Genomic DNA, 22,061 nt, shown 5'->3' with positions numbered 1-22,061 from the left:
CCCTCGGTGCGCGAGGCGCTGATCGCCCTCGAAGTCGAAGGCCGGGTCGAGGTGCGCACCGGCTCGGGCGTCTACGTGCTCGACCGCTCGAAGCGGACGGCGGCACCGGACGAGGTGCTGGGCTGGGGTCCGCTCGAACTGATCCGCGCCCGTCGCGTGATCGAGGGCGAGACCGCCGCGCTCGCCGCCCTCTCGGCCAAGCGAGCCGATCGCGACGCCATCGCTCGCGCACTCGACGAGATGCGCGAGCTCGCCGCACGCGGCGTGATGCCGCTCGACGCCGACCGTGCCTTTCACGTCGCCATCGTGCAAGCCAGCGGCAACGCAGTGCTGACCGAGACGGTGCAGGGCTTTCTCGATTCACGCAGCGGCCCCCTGTTCAAGCGCCTCGGCGGCTACTTCGAGACGGACAAATCCTGGCAGAGCGCGATCGCGGAACACGCCGCCATCCAGGCCGCCATCGTGGCGCGCGACCCCGACGCCGCGCGCGCCGCAATGCACGAACACATGGACCGTTCCCATCAACGGTTCAGCGTGAGTTGGCGCCGGGCAAAACTATGAGCTCGCCCCCAGGTTGCCCGGCACTTCGTGTCCGGGCGCCCACCCCCTGCCGGGGGCAACACCAGAGGCCCGGCAAAGCCGGTTCCTCGGTGTTCCACCGACGGGCCTGGCTGCGCCGGCCGGGGCTGGTCTTTCTCCCTCTCCCAGGCCGCGCACGGCGCAGTAAGAAACTGACAAGGATCCCCACATGAACCCCTTCATCCGACTCCATCCGGCCGACGACGTCGTCATCGCCCGCTCCCAGCTGCTCGGCGGCACGCAGGTCGAGAACGTGACCTCGCGCGGGCTGATCCCGCCCGGCCACAAGATCGCCGTGCGCGCCATCGCGCCGGGCGCGCCGGTGCGCCGCTACAACCAGATCATCGGCTTCGCGAGCAAGCCGATCGCGCCCGGCGAGCACGTGCACACGCACAACCTCGACATGGGCCCCGACAAGGGCCACTTCGAGCGCGACTACGCCTTCGGCRCCGACGTCAAGCCCGCACCCGCGCGGCGCGAAGCCACCTTCATGGGCATCCGCCGTGCCGACGGCCGGGTCGCGACCCGCAACTACATCGGCGTGCTGACCAGCGTGAACTGCTCGGCCACGGCCGCGCGCGCCATCGCCGACCACTTCTCGCGCAAGACCAACCCGGGCGCGCTGGCGGACTACCCGAACGTCGACGGCGTGGTCGCGCTCACGCACGGCACGGGCTGCGGCATGGACACCGGCGGCATGGGGATGCAGATCCTCGAGCGCACGCTCACGGGCTATGCCACGCACGCCAACTTCGCGGCGGTGCTGGTGGTCGGGCTGGGCTGCGAGGCCAACCAGATCAACGCCTGGCTGGCGACCGGCAATCTCAGCGAAGGCGAGAACTTCCGCGTCTTCAACATCCAGGACACCGGCGGCACGCGCAAGACGGTCGAGAAAGGCGTGGCGCTCATCCACGAGATGCTGCCGCGCGCCAACGCGGTGAAGCGGGAGCCGCTGAGCGCGGCCCACATCACGATCGGACTGCAGTGCGGCGGCTCCGACGGCTACTCGGGCATCAGCGCCAACCCGGCGCTGGGCGCGGCGGTCGACCTGCTGGTCGCGCACGGCGGGACCGCGATCCTGTCGGAGACGCCCGAGGTCTACGGCGCCGAGCACCTGCTGACGCGCCGCGCGGTCCGGCGCGAAGTGGGCGAGAAGCTGGTCGAGCGCATCCGCTGGTGGGAGCACTACACCGCCATCAACGAAGGCGAGATGAACAACAACCCCTCGCCCGGCAACAAGGCCGGCGGGCTCACGACCATCCTCGAGAAGTCGCTGGGCGCGGTGGCCAAGGGCGGCACCAGCAACCTCGAGGCGGTGTACGAATACGCCGAGCCCGTGACCGCGCACGGCTTCGTCTACATGGACACGCCCGGCTACGACCCGGTGAGCGCGACCGGCCAGGTGGCGGGCGGCGCCAACATGATCTGCTTCACCACCGGCCGCGGCTCGGCCTACGGCTGCGCGCCCTCGCCCTCGCTCAAGCTGGCGACCAACTCGGCGCTGTGGCAGCGGCAGGAAGAAGACATGGACATCAACTGCGGCGAGATCGTCGAAGGCACGGTGTCGATCCAGGAAATGGGCCAGCGGATCTTCGAGCTGGTGCTGGCGACCGCATCGGGCGAACCCTCGAAGAGCGAGCGCCACGGCTACGGGCAGAACGAGTTCGTGCCCTGGCAGGTCGGCGCGGTGATGTAGGGCCATGGCACCAGCGATGCAAGCACCCTTCGGCGCGCTCGACGGCACGGGCTTCGAAAAGCTCGATCCGCGCTTCAACCGCCTGGTGCCCGGGCCCGAGCAGGTCGAACGGCTCTGGACCGGCGCACGTTGGTGCGAGGGCCCGGCCTGGTTCGGCGCCCATCGCATCCTCGTCTGGTCCGACATCCCCAACAACCGCATGCTTCGGCTCGACGAGCGCAACGGCACGGTCGCGGTGTTCCGCGAGCCGGCTAACCATTCCAACGGCAACACGGTCGACCGCCAAGGCCGGCTGGTCAGCTGCGAGCACCTGACGCGGCGCGTGACGCGCACCGAGCACGACGGCAGCCYCACGGTGCTGGCCTCGCACTGGCGTGGCTTGCGCCTGAATTCGCCCAACGACGTCGTGGTGCACTCCGACGGCGGCATCTGGTTCACCGACCCGAGCTACGGCATCCTGAGCGACTACGAAGGATCGAGCGCCGAGAGCGAGATCGGCGCCTGCAACGTCTACCGCATCGATCCCGCAAGCGGCGCGGTCGAGCTCGTCGCGGACGATTTCGTCAAGCCCAACGGACTGGCTTTCTCGCCCGACGAGTCGATGCTCTACATCGCCGACACCGGCGCCAGCCACGCCGCCGACGGGCCGCGCCACATCCGCCGCTTCGCGCTCGCGAGCGATGGCCGGCGCCTGGGCGCGGGCAGCCTGTTCGCGGAATGCACCAACGGCTTGTTCGACGGCTTCCGGCTCGACACCCAAGGCCGCATCTGGACCAGCGCCGCCGACGGCGTGCACGCCTACGACCCCGATGGCAGCCTGATCGGCAAGATCCTGCTGCCGGAGCGGGCCGCCAACGTCTGCTTCGGCGGCCCCAAGCGCAACCGGCTCTTCATCTGCGCCACCCGTTCGCTCTACGCCATCACCCTCAACGCCAAGGGAGCTTGAACCACATGTCGACCACACTGGACCCCGGCACCCTTCGAACACAGGTCGCCCGCATCCTGGCGGCGGCGGGCAGCGCGCCGCCCGAGGCCGAGCAGGTCGCCGCCAACCTGGTGCTGGCCAACCTCAGCGGCCACGATTCGCATGGCGTCGGCATGCTGCCGCGCTATGTCGACGCGGTGGCCGAAGGCGGACTCGTTCCCAATGCCTCGGTGAAGATCAATCTCGATGCCGGCGCGATGCTCGCGCTCGATGGCCAGCACGGCTACGGGCAGATCGTCGGCGTGCAGGCGATGGAACTCGGCATCGCGCGTGCGAAGCAGCTCGGCAGCTGCATCCTGTCGCTCGCCAGCGCGCATCACCTGGGCCGCATCGGCCACTTCGCGGAGATGGCGGTGGCCCAGGGCCTGGTGGCGATGCACTTCGTCAATGTGCTGTCGCGGCCGGTGGTCGCGCCCTGGGGTGGTGGCGATGGCCGCTTCGGTACCAACCCCTGCTGCATCGGCGTGCCGCTCGCGGGGGCCGAGCCCTTCATCCTCGACTTCGCGACCAGCCGGGTGGCGCAGGGCAAGATGCGCGTGGCCTACAACAAGGGCGAGCGCGTGCCGCCCGGACACCTGATCGACGAGCACGGCGCGCCGACCGACGATCCCGGCGTGGTCGTGGTGCCGCAGAGCAACGGCCTCTTCGGCGCGTTGATGACCTTCGGCGAGCACAAGGGCTATGGCATGGCCGTGGCCTGCGAACTGCTCGGCGGCGCGCTGACCGGTGGCGGCACCTGGCATCGTCCGGCCGACACCGCGCGCACCGTGCTGAACGGCATGCTGGTGGTGCTGATCGACCCCGCCAAGCTCGGCACCCAGGCCAGTTTCGAGCAGGAGGCGAAGGCCTTCATCGACTGGCTGCGCCAAAGCCCGGCGGGGGCTGGATTCGATGCGGTGCAGATCGCGGGCGAGCCCGAGCGAAAGGCGCGCGCGACGCGCGAACGCGAGGGCATCTGGCTCGACGACGCGACCTGGGGCGAGATCGTGGAGGCGGGACGGAAGGTCGGTGTCACGGTCGGCTGAGCGCGCCGACCACCAACTGTTTCAATGTCGTCGCAGCCGGGCCTCGGGCTTGCGCTATGGTTTCCCCAACGCGCCTCAACGCTTCAAGGAATCGACCATGAACACTGTCCGTCAACGCTTCATGCGCGTCAGCGCCATCGCCCTGCTGCTCGGCAGCGCGGGCCTGGCGCAGGCCCAGTCACTGGACATGCTCAAGGGGCTGGCCGGCGGCGCGTCCGGCTCGATGGCCTCGGGCAGTCTCGGCAACGCAGCCGGCGTGATCGAGTACTGCCTCAAGAACAACTACCTGAGCGTCGATGGCGCCTCGGGCATCAAGGACCAGCTGATGGGCAAGATCCCGGGCGGCAAGCCGGCCTCCGACCCCGGTTACGTCGACGGCTCCCAGGGCATCCTGACCACCAGCGACGGCAAGAAGATGGATCTGACCGGCGGCGGCCTGAAGCAGGAAGTCACGCGCAAGGCCTGCGACTTCGTGCTCAAGCAGGCCAAGGGGATGTTGTAGGCCCCCGCGGCCCGGCGCCGGCCCGGGCACGCCGCGAAAGCACGCGCCGACTCAGCCGATGTCGAACCGGTCGAGGTTCATCACCTTGGTCCATGCCGCCACGAAGTCATCGACGAACTTCGCCCCTGCGTCCGCGCTGGCGTAGACCTCGGCGACGGCGCGCAGTTGCGCGTTCGACCCGAACACCAGATCGGCGCGGGTCCCGGTCCACTTGAGCTTGCCCGACTTGCGGTCGCGCCCTTCGAACGCATCGCTGCGTCCCGCGACCGGCTTCCACTCCGTGCCCATGTCGAGCAGGTTGACGAAGAAGTCGTTGCTCAAGCTGCCCGGCCTGGTGGTGAAGACACCTTGCCGGGACTGCCCGACATTGGCACCGAGCACGCGCAGGCCACCGACGAGCACCGCCGTCTCCGGCGCAGTCAAGGTCAACAGTTGCGCCTTGTCGAGCAGCAGCACTTCCGCGGGAACGCTGTAGCGGCCCTTCGCGAAGTTGCGGAAACCATCCGCGTAAGGCTCCATCGGCGCGAACGAGGGCACGTCGGTCTGCGCTTGCGAGGCATCCGTGCGCCCCGGCGTGAAGGCCACGCGGATCTCCCGGCCGCCGTCGCGGGCAGCCTGCTCCACRCCCGCGTCACCGGCCAGGACGATCAGGTCGGCCAGAGAGATCCTCTTGCCGCCGCTCTGGGCTGCGTTGAACTCGCTGCGGATGCCCTCGAACACCTGGAGCACCTTGGCCAGTTGCTCGGGCTCGTTGACGGCCCAATCCTTCTGCGGTGCCAGGCGAATCCGTGCGCCGTTCGCACCGCCGCGCATGTCGGAGCCGCGGAAGGTGGATGCCGACGCCCAGGCCGTCGAGACGAGCTGCGCCGGGGTCAGGCCCGAGGCCAGCACCTTCTTCTTGAGGGCCTCGACATCCTGCGCTTCGACCAGGGGATGGTCGACTGCGGGGATCGGGTCCTGCCAGATCAGTTCTTCGGCGGGTACCTCCGGCCCGAGGTAGCGCGCGCGCGGCCCCATGTCGCGATGGGTGAGCTTGAACCAGGCGCGGGCGAAGGCGTCGGCGAACTGGTCGGGGTTCTCCATGAAGCGCCGCGAGATCTTTTCGTAGGCCGGGTCGAAGCGCAGCGACAGGTCGGTCGTCAGCATGGTCGGCACGAGCTTCTTCGACGGATCGAAGGCATGCGGGATCGTCGCGCCGGCGCCCTTGGCGACCCACTGGTGCGCACCGGCCGGGCTCTTCGTCAACTCCCACTCGTAGCCGAACAGGTTCCAGAAGAAGTTGCTGCTCCACTTCGTCGGCGTGGTGGTCCAGGTGACTTCCAGGCCACTGCTGATCGTATCGGCGCCGCGACCGGTGCCGAAACTGCTCTTCCACCCGAGGCCCTGGTCCTCGATGCCGGCGGCTTCGGGTTCGTGCCCGACATGGCTCGCCTCGGCCGCGCCGTGCGTCTTGCCGAACGTGTGGCCGCCGGCGATCAGCGCCACGGTTTCCTCGTCGTCCATCGCCATGCGGGCGAAGGTGTCGCGGATGTCCTGCGCCGCGGCCACCGGATCGGGCTTGCCGTCCGGTCCTTCGGGGTTGACATAGATCAGACCCATCTGCACCGCAGCGAGCGGGTTCTCGAGGTCGCGCGCATGCGCCACCTGGCTGTCGTCGTCCTTCGGGAGCACGGCGTGGCCCTCGTCGACGCCGGGCGACCCTTTCGAGTAGCGAAGGTCGCCACCGAGCCACGTCGACTCGCGACCCCAGTACACGTCCTGATCAGGCTCCCACACATCGGGGCGTCCGCCGGCAAAGCCGAAGGTCTTGAAGCCCATGGTTTCGAGCGCGACGTTGCCCGTGAGGATGATCAGGTCGGCCCACGAGATCTTCCTGCCGTACTTCTGCTTGATCGGCCAGATCAGGCGGCGCGCCTTGTCGAGGCTCACGTTGTCCGGCCAGCTGTTCAGCGGCGCGAAACGCTGCTGGCCGCGGCCGGCGCCCCCGCGCCCATCGCCGATGCGGTAGGTGCCGGCGCTGTGCCACGCCATGCGGACGAAGAAGGGACCGTAGTGACCGAAGTCGGCCGGCCACCAATCCTGCGAGTCGGTCATCAGGGCGGCGAGGTCCTTCTTCACGGCGGCCAGGTCGAGGCTCTTGAATTCCGCCGCGTAGTCGAAGCCCTCGCCCATGGGATCGGACTTCGACGAGTGTTGATGAAGCAGATCCACGCGCAACTGTCCGGGCCACCAGTCACGGTTGGTCGTGCCAGTCCCTGCCGCCTGGCTGAAGGGGCACTTCGCCTCTGTCTTTTCGTTGCTCATCCTCGAACTCCTCTGTTCTTTTTCAAGTGTGAAAGGAGTTGGATTCTGTGGCAGAACCGGCATGGCTCGAATAGGGATTGCCGATCTCGCCCATAGCGCGCGCCGGCGCCCCCCTGGGCGCCGGAATCGGCTCACCGCCTCAAAGCATCAGCGCGACCGAGGCGTCCAGATATTCGGAGGGCGCACGCCGGAAGCCGGAGCGCGCAAAACGCTGCAGCCGCCCGACCACGAAGGCCGTGAGCGCAGAGGCCCGCACCTGGGCATCGACACTCGGCGTGGCCGATCCATCGACCGCCGCCGCGCCGCGCAGGGCCTGGCGCAGCGTCGCCTCGATCTTGTCGAAGAACTGGTTCATGCGGTTCTGCAGGCGCTCGTTCTCGAACACCAGCGCATCACCCACCATCACGCGGGTCATGCCGGGGTTCTTCTCGGCGAACTGCACCAGCATCGTGACGACGTGCGCAGCCTGCTCGTGGCCCGGGGCGTCGCGCTCGACGATCTGGTTGACCAGCGTGAAGACGCTCTGCTCGATGAAGTCGATCAGCCCCTCGAACATCTGCGCCTTGCTGGCGAAATGGCGGTACAGGGCGGCCTCGCTGACGTCGAGCCTGGCAGCGAGTGCCGCCGTGGTCACGCGCTCGGCGCCCGGCTGCTCCAGCATGGCCGCCAGGGCCTGGAGGATCTGCACGCGCCGTTCGCCCGGCTTGGGGCGCTTGCGGGTCGGTGCGGCCACCGGTTCTGAAGTGCTTGTGGCGCCGGAGGCGCTCGGCTCATCATCGTTCTGCATGGGCGCGTGCAAAATGTAAAAAAATGATTCTCGCACACGGACGTGAGCGGGCGCCAACCGGGCAAGCCCTGCTTGTCGCGCAGAATCGACAGACATTTTCGACCGAATGGCGAGAGAGACGATGAACAAGACCATCCTCGTGACCGGCGGCGCCGGATTCATCGGCAGCCACACCTGCGTGGCGCTGGCCGAAGCGGGCTACGCGCCGCTGGTGCTGGACAACCTGGGCAACAGCGACCTGCGGGTGCTCGACAGGCTGGCGCGCATCAGTGGCAGCGCGCCGCGCTTCATCGAAGGCGACGTGCGCGACCGGGCGCTGCTCGACCGGCTCTTTGCCGAACAGCCGATCGCCGGCGTGATCCATTTCGCCGGCCTCAAGGCCGTGGGCGATTCGGTGGCCGACCCGATCGGCTATTACGACAACAACGTGCACGGCAGCTTCGTACTCGCCGCCGCGATGCAGGCGGCCGGCGTGCGGACGCTGATCTTCTCGTCCTCGGCCACCGTCTACGGCGAGCCCGACCGGTCGCCGATCCCGGAAGACGCCCCCACGCGGCCGGCCAGTCCCTATGGCCGCTCGAAGCTGATGGTCGAGGAAGCGCTGGGCGACCTGCAGCGCTCGGACCCGAGCTGGCGCATCGCGCTGCTGCGCTATTTCAATCCGGTGGGCGCGCATGAGAGCGGCCTGATCGGCGAGCACCCCCAAGGCAAACCGAACAACCTGATGCCCTTTGTCTGCCAGGTCGCGGTGGGCCTGCGCGACAGGCTCGCGGTGCACGGCGGCGACTACCCGACACCCGACGGCACCGGCGTGCGCGACTACGTGCACGTGATGGACCTGGCCGAGGGGCATGTGGCGACGCTGCGCCATACCGAGCGGCAGCCGGGGCTGACCACCCTGAACCTGGGCACCGGCCGGGGCGTCTCGGTGCTCGACGTGGTGAAGGCCTTCGAACGGGCCAGCGGCCGGCGCATCGCCTACGAGATCGGCCCGCGGCGCGCCGGCGACGTGCCGGCTTGCTGGGGTGATCCGTCGCTGGCCGAGGCCACGCTAGGCTGGAAGGCCGGGCGCGGGCTGGACCAGATGTGCGCTGACAGCTGGCGCTGGCAGCAAGCGAATCCCAGAGGTTACGAGGACTGAGCGCCGTTACCGGGCGCGAATCATCGTGCCGTAAGCCTGGTCGGTGAGGATTTCGAGCAGCATCGAGTGGGGCACCCGGCCGTCGATGATGTGGACCGCGTTGRCGCCGCTCTTGGCGGCATCGAGCGCGCCTTCGATCTTCGGCAGCATGCCGCCGGAGATGGTGCCGTCGGCAAACAGCTCGTCGATCTCCCGGGCACTGAGGTTGGTCAGAAGGTTGCCGTTCTTGTCGAGCACGCCGGGCGTGTTGGTGAGCATCATGAGCTTCTCGGCCTTGAGCACGATCGCCAGCTTGCCGGCGACGACGTCGGCGTTGATGTTGTAGCTCTCGTTCTCCTCGCCGAAGCCGATTGGGCTCACCACCGGGATGAAGGCGTCGTCCTGCAGCGCCTTGACCACGCTCGGGTCGATCGAGACGATGTCGCCGACCTGCCCGACGTCGTGGTGCAGGTTGGGGTCGTTGCGATCGGCCATCTTGAGCTTCTGGGCCCGGATCAGGCCACCGTCGCGCCCGGTCAGGCCCACCGCCTTGCCGCCGGCCTGGTTGATCAGGCCCACGATGTCCTGCTGCACCTCGCCGGCCAGCACCCACTCGACCACTTCCATGGTTTCGGAGTCGGTCACGCGCATGCCCTGGACGAAATGGCCGGTCTTGCCGAGCCGTTTCAGCGCCGCCTCGATCTGCGGGCCGCCGCCGTGCACCACCACCGGATTCATGCCGACCAGCTTGAGCAGCACCACGTCCTCGGCGAAATCGGCCTGCAACTCGGGGTCGGTCATGGCATTGCCGCCGTACTTGATGACGATGGTCTTGCCGTGGAACTTGCGGATGTAAGGCAGCGCCTGGGCCAGGATCTCGGCCTTGTCGCGCGGGGGGATGTTGAGCACAGGATCGGTCATGTCAGAGCGATGGAAAGAGCAGAACCTGGATTGTGGCGGAACTGCACGCCACCCGGCCGGCGAAGCCAGGCCCGTTGGTGAAACACCGCGGAACCGGCTTCGCCGGGCCGCCGGTGTTGCCCCCGGCAGGGGGCTGAGGGCCGCGGCTCCAAGCCTGCCTGCGCAGGCTTGGACGGCCCAAAGAGCCGCTGCCTCTGGCAGCGACTCGAGGCGCGCTACACGCAGTGAGCCCAACCTGGGGGCGAGCAACAGTCACGGCCGCAGCCAGCGCGGCACCTTGAACCGCACGATCATCAGGTAGGCCGCCACGTAGGTGGCGACGAACAGCGCGCAGAAGGCCATCAGCACCGGCGTGTTGTTCCAGAACAGCACCGCCGGCACCACGGTCAGCGCGGCGAAGATCCAGAGGTAGGGCGAGGTACGGTTGTTGCGGGCCAGCAGCTGCCGCGCCTCGTCGTCTGCAAAGGCCACGCGCACGATGCGGCGGAAGATCAGCTGGTGGAAATGCAGCGCGTCGGCGGTGCCCGGCGACTGGCCGCGCGCCAACTTGCGGTAGATGGAGAACAGCGTCTCCCACACCGGGTAGATCAAAAGCAGCATCGGGAACCATGGCGACACCACCCGGTGCCGCTGCACCAGCGTCACCGCGGCCACCGCGATCACCATGCCCCAGACGTAGGCGCCGCCATCGCCGGCAAAGATCTTGCCGCGCGGGTAGTTCCAGATCAGGAAGCCCAGCGTGGCGCCGACCAGGCAGATCACCATGGCGGCGAGCTGACGGTCGCCGACCTGCAGCGCGACGTGGGTGATCGCCAGGCAAACCAGCACCGCGACCGTGCCGGCCAGGCCGTTGTAGCCATCGATGATGTTGAAGGCATGCGGCAGGCCGCCGATGGCCAGCGCCGCGAACAGGATGGCGGCGTAGGGCATGGCCTGCAGCCAATCATCGACCGTGGCGATGCCGGTGCGCGCCAGGCCCAGGTTCAGCACCCAGCACAGCAGCAGCGCAGAGCCGATCGTGAGCCCGAGCCGGTAACGGACCGAGACCCGCTGGGTCACGTCCTCGATGATGCCGCCGATCACGGCCGGGGCGATGCACAGCAGCGTCAGCGCCGAGGCCTTGAGCGGCCAGGACACATTGAACGGATCCGGCCCGACGCCCGCGACCAGCCACGCGACCCCGGTGCCGATGAAGATGCCGGCCCCTCCCAGCCGGGGCACATGCCCCTTGTGGAAGCGCTGCGGCATGTCGGCGGCGTAGCGCCGCGCATGCCGACGGGCGCGGCGCATGAACACCTGCACGGCGAAGACGGAGACAAGGAAACTGATGACGATCAGGGCAATCATGGGGTGTTGGCGGGAACCCTAGAATTCCCGAGCGAAATTAGACCATGCCGATGCCCCCCCTTCCCCCTCCCGCCCTCACGGTGTCGATCGTGAGCCACGGCCAGCTCGACCTGGTGCGCCCGCTGATCGAGGAACTCGACCGCTTCAGCCGCGGCATGGTCGCCAAGGTCGTGCTCACGATCAACATCCCCGAGGCCGACGCGCTGGCCGGCCTGCAGTGGGGCTTCGAGGTGGAACGGATCGAGAACCAGGCTCCCAAGGGCTTCGGCGCCAACCACAACCAGGCTTTCCGGCGCTGCGCGACACCCTGGTTCCTGGTGCTCAACCCGGACATCCGCTTCGACCGCGACATCCTGGCGCCGCTGGTCGCGCAGGCGCGTCCGGACAGCGGCCTGCTGACACCGCGCATCCTCGAGCCCGGCAAGGCCGAGCCCGAGCAGCACCGGGCCCTGATCACGCCGCGCGAGATCCTGGTGCGCCGCCGCCCGGACTACGCCCGCCCCGCGGTGCCGCACTGGATTCCGGGGCTTTTCATGCTGTTCCGCAGCGACGCCTACCGCGAGATCGGCGGCTTCGACGAGCGCTTCTTCATGTACGGCGAGGATTTCGACATCTGCGCCCGCACGCAACTCGCCGGCTGGAAGCTGCAGGTGGCCGAAGACCTGCTGGTCCTGCACGATGCGCGGCGGGCCAGCCGGACGAGCCACAGGCACCTCTACTGGCACCTGACCAGCCTGCTCAAGGTGTGGAGCTCGCCGGCCTTCTGGCGCTTCCGCAGCGCGCTGCGCAACGCTGCTCAGGCCCCGGTCCGGTAGAGCCTGCGGAAGCCGCGGATCAGCGGCAGCTTGGTGGCGGCGCCGATCGCCCGGACCATGCCGGGGGAGCTGTGCGAGAGCAGGAACCTCGTCAACCGCAGCTTGGCCTTGGCTCGCCAGCCCACATAGGGGTTGGTCAGCACAAGGCGGGCGTATTCGTCCAGGTGGGCGAACATCTCCTCTCGGTACTCGCTGTCGAGCTTGACCGCCTCGATTGCATCGTCGACGAAATGCTTGCCGAATCTCGGCATCAGGTAGTCGCGAAGGAAGAAACGCCCGCGCCGCGGCTGGTCGGGGAACATGTCGGCGAGCTTCTTGAAGTAGCGAAAGCGGCTGCGGACCATGCGGATGCTGAAGGACGTGCTGTCGGTGTGGATGCACCAGACCGTGACGGCGCGGTCGACGAAGTAGTTGCCGTAGCCCTTGCGAAACACGCGCAGGAACAGGTCGTCATCCTCGAAGCCCATGAACTGGGGGTCGAAGCCGCCCACCGCCTCGAACGCCACCCGGCTCACCAGTGCCGCCGACGGCAGCACGAGCATGTCATGGCGCAGCAATTCGAAGATGTTGGTCTTGGGATGGCTCGCTGTAGGCTGTTTCACGAGCGCCGTGCGCACCACGTTGCCGTCCACGTCGGCCTCGTACAAGTCCGCGTAAACGAAGCCGAAGCGCGCGTCACCGGCGGGAATTGCATCGGCCAGGATCTCGATGTGATTCGGAAGATAGAAATCGTCCTGGTCGAGAAAACAGAGGAATGCCGAGCTCGACGCGGCCACGCCGGCGTTGCGCGCCGAACCCTGGCCACCGTTTTCCTTGTCGACGATCCGGAACGGATAGCGCAGCGCGAGCACGCCGAGCGCCTCGCGCTCCTCGGGGCGCGAGCCGTCGTTGACCACGACGACCTCGTCGGCCGGCACCGTCTGGTTGAAGACGCTCTTGACCGCACGCTCGATGAAGTCGGCGCCGTTGTAGAACGGGATGACGACGACGACCGAAGGCCGGGCAGCGGGAGTGGAATCGTTCTTGGCGGGCATCCAGCGTGGCTAGGTGATTCTTGGGAGAGTCTTCAGACGGATTCGAACAGGTCGCGCACGACACCACGCGTGCCGCGGCCGAACTTGTTGTAGCGGCCGGTCAGGGCTTCGCGGAACACGGGCAGGCAGCGCGCCACCCTCGACTGCGGCAGCGCGGCCCGGAAGCGCTGGTGCTCCAGCTTGTCGCGCAGCTTCCGGATGGTATCCGGAGCCACCTGGTCGCCCAGGGAAAGCAGCCGCTCGAGCAGGAGTTCGGCCTTCAAGGCTCGCTCGTGGTGGGTGGTGCCGCGTGAAGCCAGCGCCTTTCTGACCTTGCCCATGAAGGAATCGCGGCGCGCACCGATCTGGTTGCTTTCGTGCTGGCGGTATTCGATCAGTTCATCCTCGAGCATGTCGACAAGGCCAATCGCGGAGGCGACGATCCCCAGCCACTCGTCGTGCAGCCATTCCTTCGGAAAGGGCGCCGCCTGCTCGAGCAGGGAGCGCCGGAACAGGGTCGTTGCGCCGGTCACGAGATTGCGGCGCAGGAAGACGTCGAAGGCCCGGCCGCCGTGGATCCAGGCGCGCTCGAAAGGCTTGACCTCGAGCGCGTGGAAAAGCGACTGGCCCAGGTCCTTGCGGGCGTCATCGACGAGCCGGGCGTCGGTGTGCAGCAGCAGCAGGTCGGGGCGCCGTTCGAACTCGGCCACCATCCGCGCCAGGCGCTCGGGATGCCAGACATCGTCCTGGTCGCTCAGCGCGATCAGGTCGCCTCTGCAGGCGCGCGCCGCCTGCTCGAAGTTCTTGGTGACGCGCAGGGCCGGCACGTTGCGGATCGCGCGAAAGCCGATTGCCAGGCCCGGGCGCTCGCRCAGGCAGGCCTCGAGGGCGTTCTGCGCCACCTCGACGCAGCCGTCGGTGGAGGCGTCGTCGGACAAGACGATTTCGGCCGGCGGCAGGGTTTGCAGGCAGATGCTGCGGACCTGCTCGCCGACGAATCGGGCGCCGTTGTGGGTGCAAAGGGCGACGGAGACGGACAGGGTCATGGCGCGGCGGCGCCGGCCGAGGTCGYCGGGTCGGGCCGGAGGAATGGAAATACAGCTTTCATGGATACCGGTCGCAGATAGTCGATCCGCCCGTCGCGGAATGCCGGGCGGTCAGTCCCCGCGGAGCGTTCAGGGCGACGCGGTCGCCGGGCAGCCGGTGATTATGTTCGCAATGATCGGGTTTGAGCCACGCGACGGCGCCCCTCGCCGCCCGGGGCGGACACCGGATCGGCCGGTAAAATCCGCGGCTCACAGAGAAAGACCAATGATGCGACTGCTTTCGGTAGTGCTCGCGGGAGGATCCGGACCCAGGCTCTGGCCGCTGTCCCGGCAGGCCTTCCCGCCGCCCTTCATCAAGCTCGGCGGCTCCACTCTGCTTCAGCAGGCCATCGAGCGGGGGCAGGCGTGCGGCATCGCCGACCTCATGATCGTCACCGGCAAGGACCACCAGTTCCTCGCCGAGGACGTGTTGCGACAGTGCCCCGTTCCGCCGGCGTCCACGCTGCTGCTCGAGCCCGAGAGCCGAGGTACCGGGCCGGCGATCGCGCTGGCGGCGCTCCAGTGCGGCAGGCAGTTCGGCGGCGATACGGTGATGCTGGTCCTGCCCGCCGACCATCTGGTGCCGGACGCCGAAGCCTTCGCGGCCGGCACGGCCAAGGCCTTCGAACTCGCTGCCAGTGGCCGCTTCGTGGCCTGGGGGATCAATCCCACAGGCCCCGATACAGGCTTCGGATATATCGAGGTGGAGCGGCGATCGGGCGAAAGCCAGCCCGCCCGCCGCTTCGCGGGAATGGTCGACGCCCCGACTGCGCAGGAGTACCTCGCGAGCGACCGTTACTACTGGAACAGCGGGATGTTCTGCGCCACGGCGGACGCGATCCTCTCGGCGCTCGAGCGCAACGCGCCCGAGTTGCTGAGCGCCGCACGCCGAGCGACCGAATCATCGCAAACGGCTGGCGGCAAAGTTCAGTTCGACGCCGAGGCGTTCGGGCTCCTGCCCCGCATCGACATCGGCGGCGCCGCCATGGCGCAACCCGACAATCTGCACGTGATGCCCGCCACCTTCGGATGGAGCGACGTGGGCTCCTGGCCTTCGGTGGCGAACGCGCACCCGAAGAACAATGACGGCAACACCCTTCCCGCGGGTTCCGTGGCCGTCGACGCCAGCAACACGCACGTCCAGGTGGACAGTCACGGCCCCAAGGTCGTGGGCCTGCTGGGCGTCCATGACCTCGTGATCGTCGACACGCCGGACGCGCTGCTGGTGGCCCACAAGGACAGTGCCCAGCGCGTCGGTGAAATCGTCGAAACCTTGAAGGCCCGCCAGCACGAGGCGGTGCAGCTGCCGGCGGTGGTTCACCGCCCGTGGGGGACCTATGCTTCGCTCAAGGAAGAAAATGGGTACAAGGTCAAGCGCATCACCGTGAAACCGGGCCAGGCGCTGTCGCTGCAATACCATCACCAGCGCGCCGAACACTGGGTGGTGGTGCGCGGCACGGCCATGGTCCAGATCGGCGATTCGCAGCACGAGACCCTCCCCGGCGAATATCGTTACATCCCTCTTAAAGAAAGACATCGATTGACCAACACAGGCAATGATGAACTGGTGCTCATCGAAGTACAGTGCGGCACCTACCTCGGCGAAGACGACATCGTGCGGCTTGCCGACACCTACGGGCGCGCATGAGCCAGGCACACTCCAATCTGCATCGCAGCGCATGGGCCGACTGGTGGGAAGGCACCCGCCGCACCGATATCTGGTGGACGCTGGCCTGGTTCGACATCGTTCTGCGCTATCGCCGCTCCATGCTGGGCCCGCTCTGGCTCACTCTCAGCATGGGCGCAATGATCGGCGGCATGGGGCCACTCTACAGTTCGCTGTTCGGCACCGAGCTCTCCCAGTTCTTCCCGCACCTGGCGCTCGGCATCATCTTCTGGGGATTCTTAACCAGCATGGTGATCGATTCGTGCAATGCATTCATCGGCTCGGCCAACTACCTCAAGCAGGGCTATTTTCCGATCAGCCTGTTCGTCTGGCGGAGCATGGCGCGCAACCTGATCCAGTTCGGCCACCAGATCATCCTGTATGTGCCGGTGGCGATCTGGGCAGGCGTTTCCTTGTCCTGGTCGGCATTGCTCTTCATTCCGGCCTTCCTGCTCGCGCTCATCAACGCGCAGGCTGTGGGCCTCGCGCTGGGACTGGTCTGCACCCGGTTTCGCGATGTGACACAGATCGTGACCAGCGTCATGCAGATGCTGATGTTTCTGACGCCTGTCTTCTGGCTGCCTTCGAGCCTGCCCGAACGCGCGCAATACATGCTCTGGAACCCGTTCGCCCAGATGCTGGACCTGCTTCGCACCCCGCTCATGGGGGGCGTTTCTGCAAGCCACAACTGGTGGGGGATCCTGGGCTGGACGGTGGCCACGCTGATCGTGTCGAGTCTGCTCTTCGCGAAGTACCGCCGACGCGTCGTCTACTGGCTCTAAAGAATCATGGCACTTATTTCCCTCAAGAACGTCTCGGTCAACTTCCCTATCTATGGTGCTGGCGCCGCCTCGTTCAAGAAGACGCTGGCAGCCTCGGTGACCGGCGGCCGTTTCGGCAAGGAGACCGGCGTCAATGTCGTCCAGGCCCTGAGCAACATCAACCTGGAACTCAAGAGCGGCGATCGGCTGGGACTCATCGGCCACAACGGCGCGGGCAAGTCGACCCTGCTGCGCGCGCTCGCCGGCGTCTACGAGCCTTCGTCCGGTGAATTCGTCCGGCAAGGCTCGGTGTCCAGCCTGATCGATCCATCGCTCGGCATCGAGGCGGACGCCACGGGCGTCGAGAACATCATGCTCCGGGGTCTGGTCATGGGAATGAGCAAGAAGCAGATCGATGCGCTCACGCCCGACATCTGCGAATTCAGCGGTCTCGGCGAATACGTCAACATGCCGGTTCGCACCTACTCCACCGGGATGCTGATGCGCCTCGCCTTCTCGATCTCGACCAGTGTCGAGGCCGACATTCTTCTCATGGACGAATGGCTGTCGGTCGGCGACGCGGAATTCACCCACAAGGCCGAGCAGCGGATGAAGGACGTGGTGGCGAAATCCGGCATTCTGGTGCTCGCCTCGCACTCGCCGGACCTGATCGCCAAGGAGTGCAATCGGGTGATCCATCTGGAACATGGCCGGATCGTCGAGCAGTGAGACACCGGACCTGAATCGGAAACGCGTCATGAATGGGGAAGCGCTGGCGCGGCGCGCTTTTTTCAACTTCAAAGGACTTCCATGAATCGGCGTGCAATCGTTACCGGCATTACGGGTCAGGATGGGGCTTACCTTGCCGAGCTGCTGCTCAGCAAGGGCTACACCGTCTACGGAACCTTTCGGAGAACCAGCTCGGTGAATTTCTGGCGCATCGAAGAGCTCGGCATCCAGAACCATCCCAATCTGAAGCTCACCGAGCACGACATGACCGACCTGGGCAGTTCCCTGTCGCTGGTCACTCACGCCGAGCCCGACGAAATCTACAACCTGGCCGCGCAGAGCTTTGTCGGCGTGAGCTTCGATCAGCCGACCACCACCGCCCAGATCACCGCGATGGGCGCGCTCAACCTGCTCGAGGCGATCCGGCTGGAGAACCCGAAAATCAAGTTCTACCAGGCCAGCACGTCCGAAATGTTCGGCAAGGTGCAGGCGGTTCCCCAGGTGGAAAGCACGCCGTTCTATCCCCGCAGCCCTTATGGGGTCGCCAAGCTCTACGCGCACTGGATGACCGTGAACTACCGGGAAAGCTACGGCATCTTCGGCAGCAGCGGCATCCTCTTCAACCACGAAAGCCCGCTGCGAGGCCGGGAGTTCGTGACCCGCAAGATCACCGATGGCGTGGCCAAGATCAAGCTCGGCAAGCTCGAGGCACTGGAATTGGGGAACCTGGACGCCAAGCGCGACTGGGGATTTGCCAAGGAGTATGTCGAGGGGATGTGGCGCATGCTGCAGGCCGACGAACCGGACACTTTCGTGCTGGCAACCAATCGAACCGAAACTGTGCGCGATTTCGTCCGGATGGCGTTCAAGGGGGCCGGCATCATCGTGGACTTCCGGGGTACCGGCGAAGAAGAGTTGGCGGTCGACACGGCCACCGGCAAGACCGTCTTGCGCATCAACCCCAAGTTCTACCGCCCTGCAGAGGTCGAACTCCTGATCGGCGATGCGTCCAAGGCCCGGGCCAAGCTCGGCTGGGAACCGACCACGCAACTGGAACAGTTGTGCCAGATGATGGTGGAGGCCGACCTGCGGCGCAACGCCCAGGGATTCTCGTTCTGAACAAGCCTGGGCCGAGATGCCGGAGGGCATCTGGTCGGCCGCGCGGTGCTATCCGCGCAGCGCGCGGTAGGCGCGCCAGGCCCGGCTCGAGATCCAGACTCCGCCGTCGATCAGCCACGGAAGCCTGCGCTCCAGCCATCGCGAGAGCTTGAGCGAAGCGAAGGCGACCTGCTCGTCGTACTGCCCTCGGGCGCCGAAGAGACCCTCGGCGAAGGGGCTCTTCGGAACGATCGCCACGGGCGACGCGATGCCGATGGCGAGTTGCCTCGATCGCCGCTTGAGGCTTTCGGGAGCGCTGGTCCTCATCAGGTCGCTGTACTCGATTCGCTTGCGCGCGGGGTCGCGCGGCGTATGCACCATCGAGTTGATTCTGCGCCGGTAGTAGAAGAAGACGTCGTTGGTCACGATGAAGCGGACGCTCGCCTCGCACATCCGCAGGTACAGCGACCAATCCTCGAAGCAGCCCAGGCTCTCCTCATAGGGAAAGCGAACCAGCGCGGATTTCCTGAAGAACGCAGTCGCGGTGGAGAACCTGTTCTCGATCAGACCACCCACCACCGCTTCGCCGCAGAATACGGCGTAGCCGGCGAACTCGACGGACTTGCCCGGCGTCGGCAGCGCCTGGCCGTCCAGGAAATACCCCGCCGGCGTGACGACCAGGTCGAACTCCGGCCTGTTCTCGAGCGATTCGACGCCCACGGCAATGAAGTCGGGGTGGATGAGATCGTCGGCATCCAGCGTCAGGACGTATTGGCCGGTGGCGTGGCGCACACCGATGTTTCGCGCCGCGGCCAGGCCGACGTTGCCGGACAGGCGAACGACCTTGAGGCCTGGATCGGCGCCTCGCGCAAGCGCCTCGATGCCGAGCACGCTGTGCGGATCGGTCGATGCATCGTCGACCACCACGATCTCGATCGGTCCGTAACTCTGTGCGCGCACGCTGGCCAGCGTTTCGGGCAGATAGGCGCCGAGGTTGTGATGCGCGATGACGACGGACACGAGCGGGTGCTCGTCGAGCCGACGCCACGCGCCACGCTCGCGCCTCGCGGGCAGCCAGGGCCACGGTCGCACGGGAGGCTCGACCGGACGCAGACGCTCGTTGCGTTCGACATTGCGCTTCAGGGCATCGACCAGTCCGCGCACGCTGCCGTCGAACTTCAGGCAGTTCACGCCATCTTCCCATGGCGTTCCGACCCCGAAGGCGGGATTGGTTTCGTTCAGGATCAGCCTCGCGCCGAGCAGCGAGGCTTCGTACGCAACCGAACAATATGAATCCCAGGACGCGGCGATGACCACCGTAGCGCCCCGCAGGACGGCTTCGCGCTGCGGGCCCTGCGTCGCCGGCATGCGTGCGACGCGGCCGGCCCAATCGGCGGGAATGAGCCGCTCGATGTCCGACTGGTACTCCGGGTCGACGCCGGGCGCCCCGAACACGACGGCACCGGTGTAGTCCGACCTGGTGCGCAAGAAGCTGCCGATGGCCCGGGCGAACAGGTCGGGGCGGTTGACTCTGCGCAAGGTCGAGGGAAACACCAGGGTCTGGCCAAGGGAGGCATCGACGGCCTCGAGCGCTATCGCACCGGGCTCGGGCAGCGCCAGGGGCGCATGCTCGACGAGGCGAGGGCCCCACTCCTCGACCGAGAAGCCGAACGACTGCCGCGTCGCCTCGGCCACCGGAAGAAGAGGGGTCACGATCCGATCGCAGTCGCGCAGACATTTCCTCTCGAGGTCGCTGAGGTGCAGATGCTCGATCGCCAGCGCTTGCGCCTCGACCTGCATCAATTGCGTCTGCGAGGTTCCGATTCGCACCGCGATGGTCGCATCGCCGAGGAAGCCGCGCAGATTGCGCTCCTGCAGGGTACTGAAGGCCAGGGCGCCACGGTCCGGAAACTCCAGGTAGTCGATGGCGCACGTCTCGGCCAGGCTCGCCAATGCACGCAACACGACCGCCGAGCGCCACTGGCACGGGGTCGTCGGGTAGGCCCGGGCCGGCGGATGCTGCCGGCCGTTGGACAGCCGGCCCTGGTCGATGCGCGTATCGACGGGAAGCAGGCGAACGTCGGGAAATGTTGCGGAGAAGGAAGCAAGGTCGGCGACGCAATCGACCAGACACAGTGTCGTGCGCTTGCTGTCGTCAGCGGACAGCGTGCGGAGCATGTTGAAGATTGCATGCCCCGTCTCTCCATCCTCATCGGGACGGAGTTCGGTCAGGACGAAGACGAGGGAGCCCACTATTTGTGCTTCGCCGGACCGGGAACGATCTCACTCATTCAGGCTGCGCTGGCGAGTTGCCAACGCCATGCATCACGGCACATCTGGTCGATGCCGCGCTGGGCAGTCCATCCCAGCACATCCTTGGCGCGGCTGACGTCGGCGAAGCAGATCGCGACATCCCCTGGCCGCCGCGGAGCGATCTCGTAGGGAATCGGGCTGCCGCTCGCCTTGCCGAATGCATCGAGCATCTCGAGCACCGAGGTGCCCTTGCCCGTACCAAGATTCAAGACGATGTCGCCCGCCTTCTTTGTGAGGTAATCCAGAGCGGCCACATGACCCTGTGCCAGATCCATCACATGCACATAGTCGCGCACGCCGGTCCCGTCGGGTGTTGGATAGTCGTTTCCAAAAACAGTCACGTGGGGCCTCAGGCCGCTCGCGACCTGGGCCACGTAGGGCATCAGATTGTTTGGCGTGCCGCGCGGACTCTCGCCCAGCAATCCGCTTTCGTGTGCGCCCACCGGGTTGAAGTAACGCAGGCGCGCAATCCGCCACGCCTCGTCCGCAGCTTGTAGGTCGCCCAGCATTTCTTCGACCATCAACTTGGTCCGGCCGTAGGGACTGGCGGTGACGCAGATGGCATCCTCGCGGACCGGCATCGTCGAGGCGTCGCCATAGACGGTCGCGGACGAGGAGAACACCAGGGTCATGCAGCCTGCGCGCTCCATCGCTTCGAGCAACCGGATGGAACCAACGACGTTGTTGTCAAAGTAGGCCAGCGGTTGCCTTACCGAATCGGCCACCGACTTCAGACCCGCGAAGTGCAACACCGACGAGATCGGATGCTCGCTGAAGATGCGATCGAGTAGTGCCGCGTCTCTCACGTCGCCCGCGTAGAAGGAGACCGCGCGGCCGACGATCCGCTGCAGCCGGCCCACGGCATCCGTCGTGCTGTTGGACAGGTTGTCCAGGATCACGAAGTCGCGCCCCGCCCGCGCCAACTCGGCGCACGTATGGGAACCGATGTACCCGGCACCGCCGGTGACGAGAATCATGCGGCGTCGCGACGAAGACCATCGGCCATCGACGGTGCATCGGCGTCTTTTGCGGACAGCAGGGGCTCGCCATCCAGCGGCCACTGGATACCAATGGCCAGATCGTTCCAGGCGATGCTTCGCTCGTACTGGGGCGCGTAATAGTCCGTGGCCTTGTAGAGGACGTCCGCCGAGTCGCTCAGCACCAGGAATCCATGGGCCAAGCCCGCAGGCACCCAGAGTTGCCGATGATTGTCCTCGGTGAGTTCGACGCCTGCCCATTTCCCGAAGGTGGGCGAAGACGGTCGGATGTCGACTGCCACATCGAACACGGCCCCGCGCACTACACGCACGAGCTT

The 22,061-nt window shown here is 66.8% G+C and carries 20 protein-coding genes; 11 read left to right on the top strand and 9 right to left on the bottom strand.

What is annotated here, in order from left to right:
* From AC1D2K_RS08190 to AC1D2K_RS08170, 5 genes are all read left to right on the top strand, one after another.
* A partial coding sequence (locus AC1D2K_RS08190; RefSeq protein WP_478087788.1) for a FadR/GntR family transcriptional regulator occupies positions 1-561 on the top strand: 561 nt, incomplete at its 5' end.
* 187 nt (positions 562-748) lie between these two features.
* Positions 749-2,275: a UxaA family hydrolase gene (locus AC1D2K_RS08185; RefSeq protein ID WP_478087786.1), complete on the top strand. Its 1,527-nt coding sequence runs from the start codon at positions 749-751 to the stop codon at positions 2,273-2,275.
* Between the two features lie 16 nt (positions 2,276-2,291).
* Complete coding sequence (locus AC1D2K_RS08180) at positions 2,292-3,221, top strand: SMP-30/gluconolactonase/LRE family protein (RefSeq protein WP_478087784.1); 930 nt, start codon at positions 2,292-2,294, stop codon at positions 3,219-3,221.
* Between the two features lie 5 nt (positions 3,222-3,226).
* Positions 3,227-4,285 carry a malate/lactate/ureidoglycolate dehydrogenase gene (locus AC1D2K_RS08175; RefSeq protein WP_478087782.1) on the top strand — a complete coding sequence of 353 codons (1,059 nt, stop codon included), beginning with the start codon at positions 3,227-3,229 and terminating at the stop codon, positions 4,283-4,285.
* Between the two features lie 97 nt (positions 4,286-4,382).
* Positions 4,383-4,787 carry a YjjA family protein gene (locus AC1D2K_RS08170; protein WP_478087780.1) on the top strand — a complete coding sequence of 135 codons (405 nt, stop codon included), beginning with the start codon at positions 4,383-4,385 and terminating at the stop codon, positions 4,785-4,787.
* Positions 4,788-4,838: 51 nt separating this feature from the next.
* Here AC1D2K_RS08170 and katG read toward each other — a convergent pair whose 3' ends face one another.
* Together katG and slmA are read right to left on the bottom strand one after the other, a co-directional pair.
* Positions 4,839-7,091, bottom strand: a complete 2,253-nt coding sequence (gene katG, locus AC1D2K_RS08165) for a catalase/peroxidase HPI (RefSeq protein WP_478087778.1) — start codon at positions 7,089-7,091, stop codon at positions 4,839-4,841.
* A 139-nt stretch (positions 7,092-7,230) separates the two neighbouring features.
* Entirely contained in the window at positions 7,231-7,878 is a 648-nt protein-coding gene (slmA, locus tag AC1D2K_RS08160) for a nucleoid occlusion factor SlmA (RefSeq protein WP_478087777.1), read from the bottom strand.
* A gap of 121 nt (positions 7,879-7,999) precedes the next feature.
* Here slmA and galE (AC1D2K_RS08155) point away from each other — a divergent pair, with 121 nt between their 5' ends.
* Positions 8,000-9,019 (top strand): UDP-glucose 4-epimerase GalE, encoded by a 1,020-nt coding sequence (gene galE, locus AC1D2K_RS08155; RefSeq protein ID WP_478087776.1) that lies wholly within the window; start codon positions 8,000-8,002, stop codon positions 9,017-9,019.
* Positions 9,020-9,025: 6 nt separating this feature from the next.
* Here the strand turns inward: galE (AC1D2K_RS08155) and argB are convergent, their stop codons facing one another.
* Both argB and AC1D2K_RS08145 read right to left on the bottom strand, forming a co-directional pair.
* On the bottom strand, positions 9,026-9,919 hold the full coding sequence (gene argB, locus AC1D2K_RS08150; RefSeq protein WP_478087774.1) for an acetylglutamate kinase: 894 nt from the start codon (positions 9,917-9,919) through the stop codon (positions 9,026-9,028).
* A 252-nt stretch (positions 9,920-10,171) separates the two neighbouring features.
* Positions 10,172-11,266, bottom strand: a complete 1,095-nt coding sequence (locus AC1D2K_RS08145) for an MraY family glycosyltransferase (protein ID WP_478087773.1) — start codon at positions 11,264-11,266, stop codon at positions 10,172-10,174.
* Positions 11,267-11,310: 44 nt separating this feature from the next.
* On the opposite strand from AC1D2K_RS08145, the gene AC1D2K_RS08140 reads away from it, so the two are divergent.
* Positions 11,311-12,081: a glycosyltransferase family 2 protein gene (locus AC1D2K_RS08140; RefSeq protein ID WP_478087772.1), complete on the top strand. Its 771-nt coding sequence runs from the start codon at positions 11,311-11,313 to the stop codon at positions 12,079-12,081.
* On the opposite strand, the gene AC1D2K_RS08135 is transcribed toward AC1D2K_RS08140, so the two are convergent.
* Together AC1D2K_RS08135 and AC1D2K_RS08130 are read right to left on the bottom strand one after the other, a co-directional pair.
* On the bottom strand, positions 12,063-13,115 hold the full coding sequence (locus AC1D2K_RS08135) for a glycosyltransferase family 2 protein (RefSeq protein WP_478087770.1): 1,053 nt from the start codon (positions 13,113-13,115) through the stop codon (positions 12,063-12,065). The two genes, AC1D2K_RS08140 and AC1D2K_RS08135, sit on opposite strands and share 19 nt — an antisense overlap.
* 32 nt (positions 13,116-13,147) lie before the next feature.
* Complete coding sequence (locus tag AC1D2K_RS08130; protein WP_478087769.1) at positions 13,148-14,140, bottom strand: glycosyltransferase family 2 protein; 993 nt, start codon at positions 14,138-14,140, stop codon at positions 13,148-13,150.
* A 265-nt stretch (positions 14,141-14,405) separates the two neighbouring features.
* Between AC1D2K_RS08130 and AC1D2K_RS08125 the strand changes: the two genes are divergently transcribed.
* From AC1D2K_RS08125 to gmd, 4 genes are all read left to right on the top strand, one after another.
* Positions 14,406-15,827, top strand: a complete 1,422-nt coding sequence (locus AC1D2K_RS08125; RefSeq protein WP_478087768.1) for a mannose-1-phosphate guanylyltransferase/mannose-6-phosphate isomerase — start codon at positions 14,406-14,408, stop codon at positions 15,825-15,827.
* A complete protein-coding gene (locus tag AC1D2K_RS08120) occupies positions 15,824-16,627 on the top strand; it encodes an ABC transporter permease (RefSeq protein ID WP_478087766.1) in 804 nt (267 codons plus the stop codon). The genes AC1D2K_RS08125 and AC1D2K_RS08120 overlap by 4 nt, the downstream gene beginning before the upstream one ends.
* Before the next feature lie 6 nt (positions 16,628-16,633).
* Complete coding sequence (locus AC1D2K_RS08115) at positions 16,634-17,335, top strand: ABC transporter ATP-binding protein (protein ID WP_478087764.1); 702 nt, start codon at positions 16,634-16,636, stop codon at positions 17,333-17,335.
* An 81-nt stretch (positions 17,336-17,416) separates the two neighbouring features.
* Positions 17,417-18,454, top strand: a complete 1,038-nt coding sequence (gene gmd / locus AC1D2K_RS08110) for a GDP-mannose 4,6-dehydratase (RefSeq protein ID WP_478087762.1) — start codon at positions 17,417-17,419, stop codon at positions 18,452-18,454.
* Positions 18,455-18,502: 48 nt separating this feature from the next.
* On the opposite strand, the gene AC1D2K_RS08105 is transcribed toward gmd, so the two are convergent.
* The 3 genes from AC1D2K_RS08105 to rfbC form a co-directional block, all read right to left on the bottom strand.
* Positions 18,503-20,611 (bottom strand): glycosyltransferase, encoded by a 2,109-nt coding sequence (locus AC1D2K_RS08105; protein WP_478087761.1) that lies wholly within the window; start codon positions 20,609-20,611, stop codon positions 18,503-18,505.
* A 113-nt stretch (positions 20,612-20,724) separates the two neighbouring features.
* Positions 20,725-21,723: a UDP-glucose 4-epimerase GalE gene (gene galE, locus AC1D2K_RS08100; protein ID WP_478087760.1), complete on the bottom strand. Its 999-nt coding sequence runs from the start codon at positions 21,721-21,723 to the stop codon at positions 20,725-20,727.
* Positions 21,720-22,061 (bottom strand): dTDP-4-dehydrorhamnose 3,5-epimerase (gene rfbC / locus AC1D2K_RS08095; protein WP_478087758.1); only part of this gene is annotated, 342 nt, incomplete at its 5' end. The genes galE (AC1D2K_RS08100) and rfbC, both read right to left, overlap by 4 nt.

This window comes from Variovorax sp. P1_H12_2 (assembly GCF_056405335.1).
This window is presented reverse-complemented; position numbering and strand designations above follow the sequence as displayed.

Excerpts from the sequence above, each read along its gene's own strand:
- AC1D2K_RS08120 (WP_478087766.1), top strand. The coding sequence starts at position 15,824 with ATGAGCCAGGCACACTCCAATCTGCATCGCAGCGCATGGGCCGACTGG.
- slmA (WP_478087777.1), bottom strand. The coding sequence starts at position 7,878 with ATGCAGAACGATGATGAGCCGAGCGCCTCCGGCGCCACAAGCACTTCA.
- AC1D2K_RS08105 (WP_478087761.1), bottom strand. The coding sequence starts at position 20,611 with ATGCTCCGCACGCTGTCCGCTGACGACAGCAAGCGCACGACACTGTGT.
- AC1D2K_RS08135 (WP_478087770.1), bottom strand. The coding sequence starts at position 13,115 with ATGCCCGCCAAGAACGATTCCACTCCCGCTGCCCGGCCTTCGGTCGTC.
- galE (WP_478087760.1), bottom strand. The coding sequence starts at position 21,723 with ATGATTCTCGTCACCGGCGGTGCCGGGTACATCGGTTCCCATACGTGC.
- AC1D2K_RS08145 (WP_478087773.1), bottom strand. The coding sequence starts at position 11,266 with ATGATTGCCCTGATCGTCATCAGTTTCCTTGTCTCCGTCTTCGCCGTG.
- AC1D2K_RS08115 (WP_478087764.1), top strand. The coding sequence starts at position 16,634 with ATGGCACTTATTTCCCTCAAGAACGTCTCGGTCAACTTCCCTATCTAT.
- AC1D2K_RS08170 (WP_478087780.1), top strand. The coding sequence starts at position 4,383 with ATGAACACTGTCCGTCAACGCTTCATGCGCGTCAGCGCCATCGCCCTG.
- AC1D2K_RS08175 (WP_478087782.1), top strand. The coding sequence starts at position 3,227 with ATGTCGACCACACTGGACCCCGGCACCCTTCGAACACAGGTCGCCCGC.
- AC1D2K_RS08125 (WP_478087768.1), top strand. The coding sequence starts at position 14,406 with ATGATGCGACTGCTTTCGGTAGTGCTCGCGGGAGGATCCGGACCCAGG.
- AC1D2K_RS08140 (WP_478087772.1), top strand. The coding sequence starts at position 11,311 with ATGCCGATGCCCCCCCTTCCCCCTCCCGCCCTCACGGTGTCGATCGTG.
- gmd (WP_478087762.1), top strand. The coding sequence starts at position 17,417 with ATGAATCGGCGTGCAATCGTTACCGGCATTACGGGTCAGGATGGGGCT.
- galE (WP_478087776.1), top strand. The coding sequence starts at position 8,000 with ATGAACAAGACCATCCTCGTGACCGGCGGCGCCGGATTCATCGGCAGC.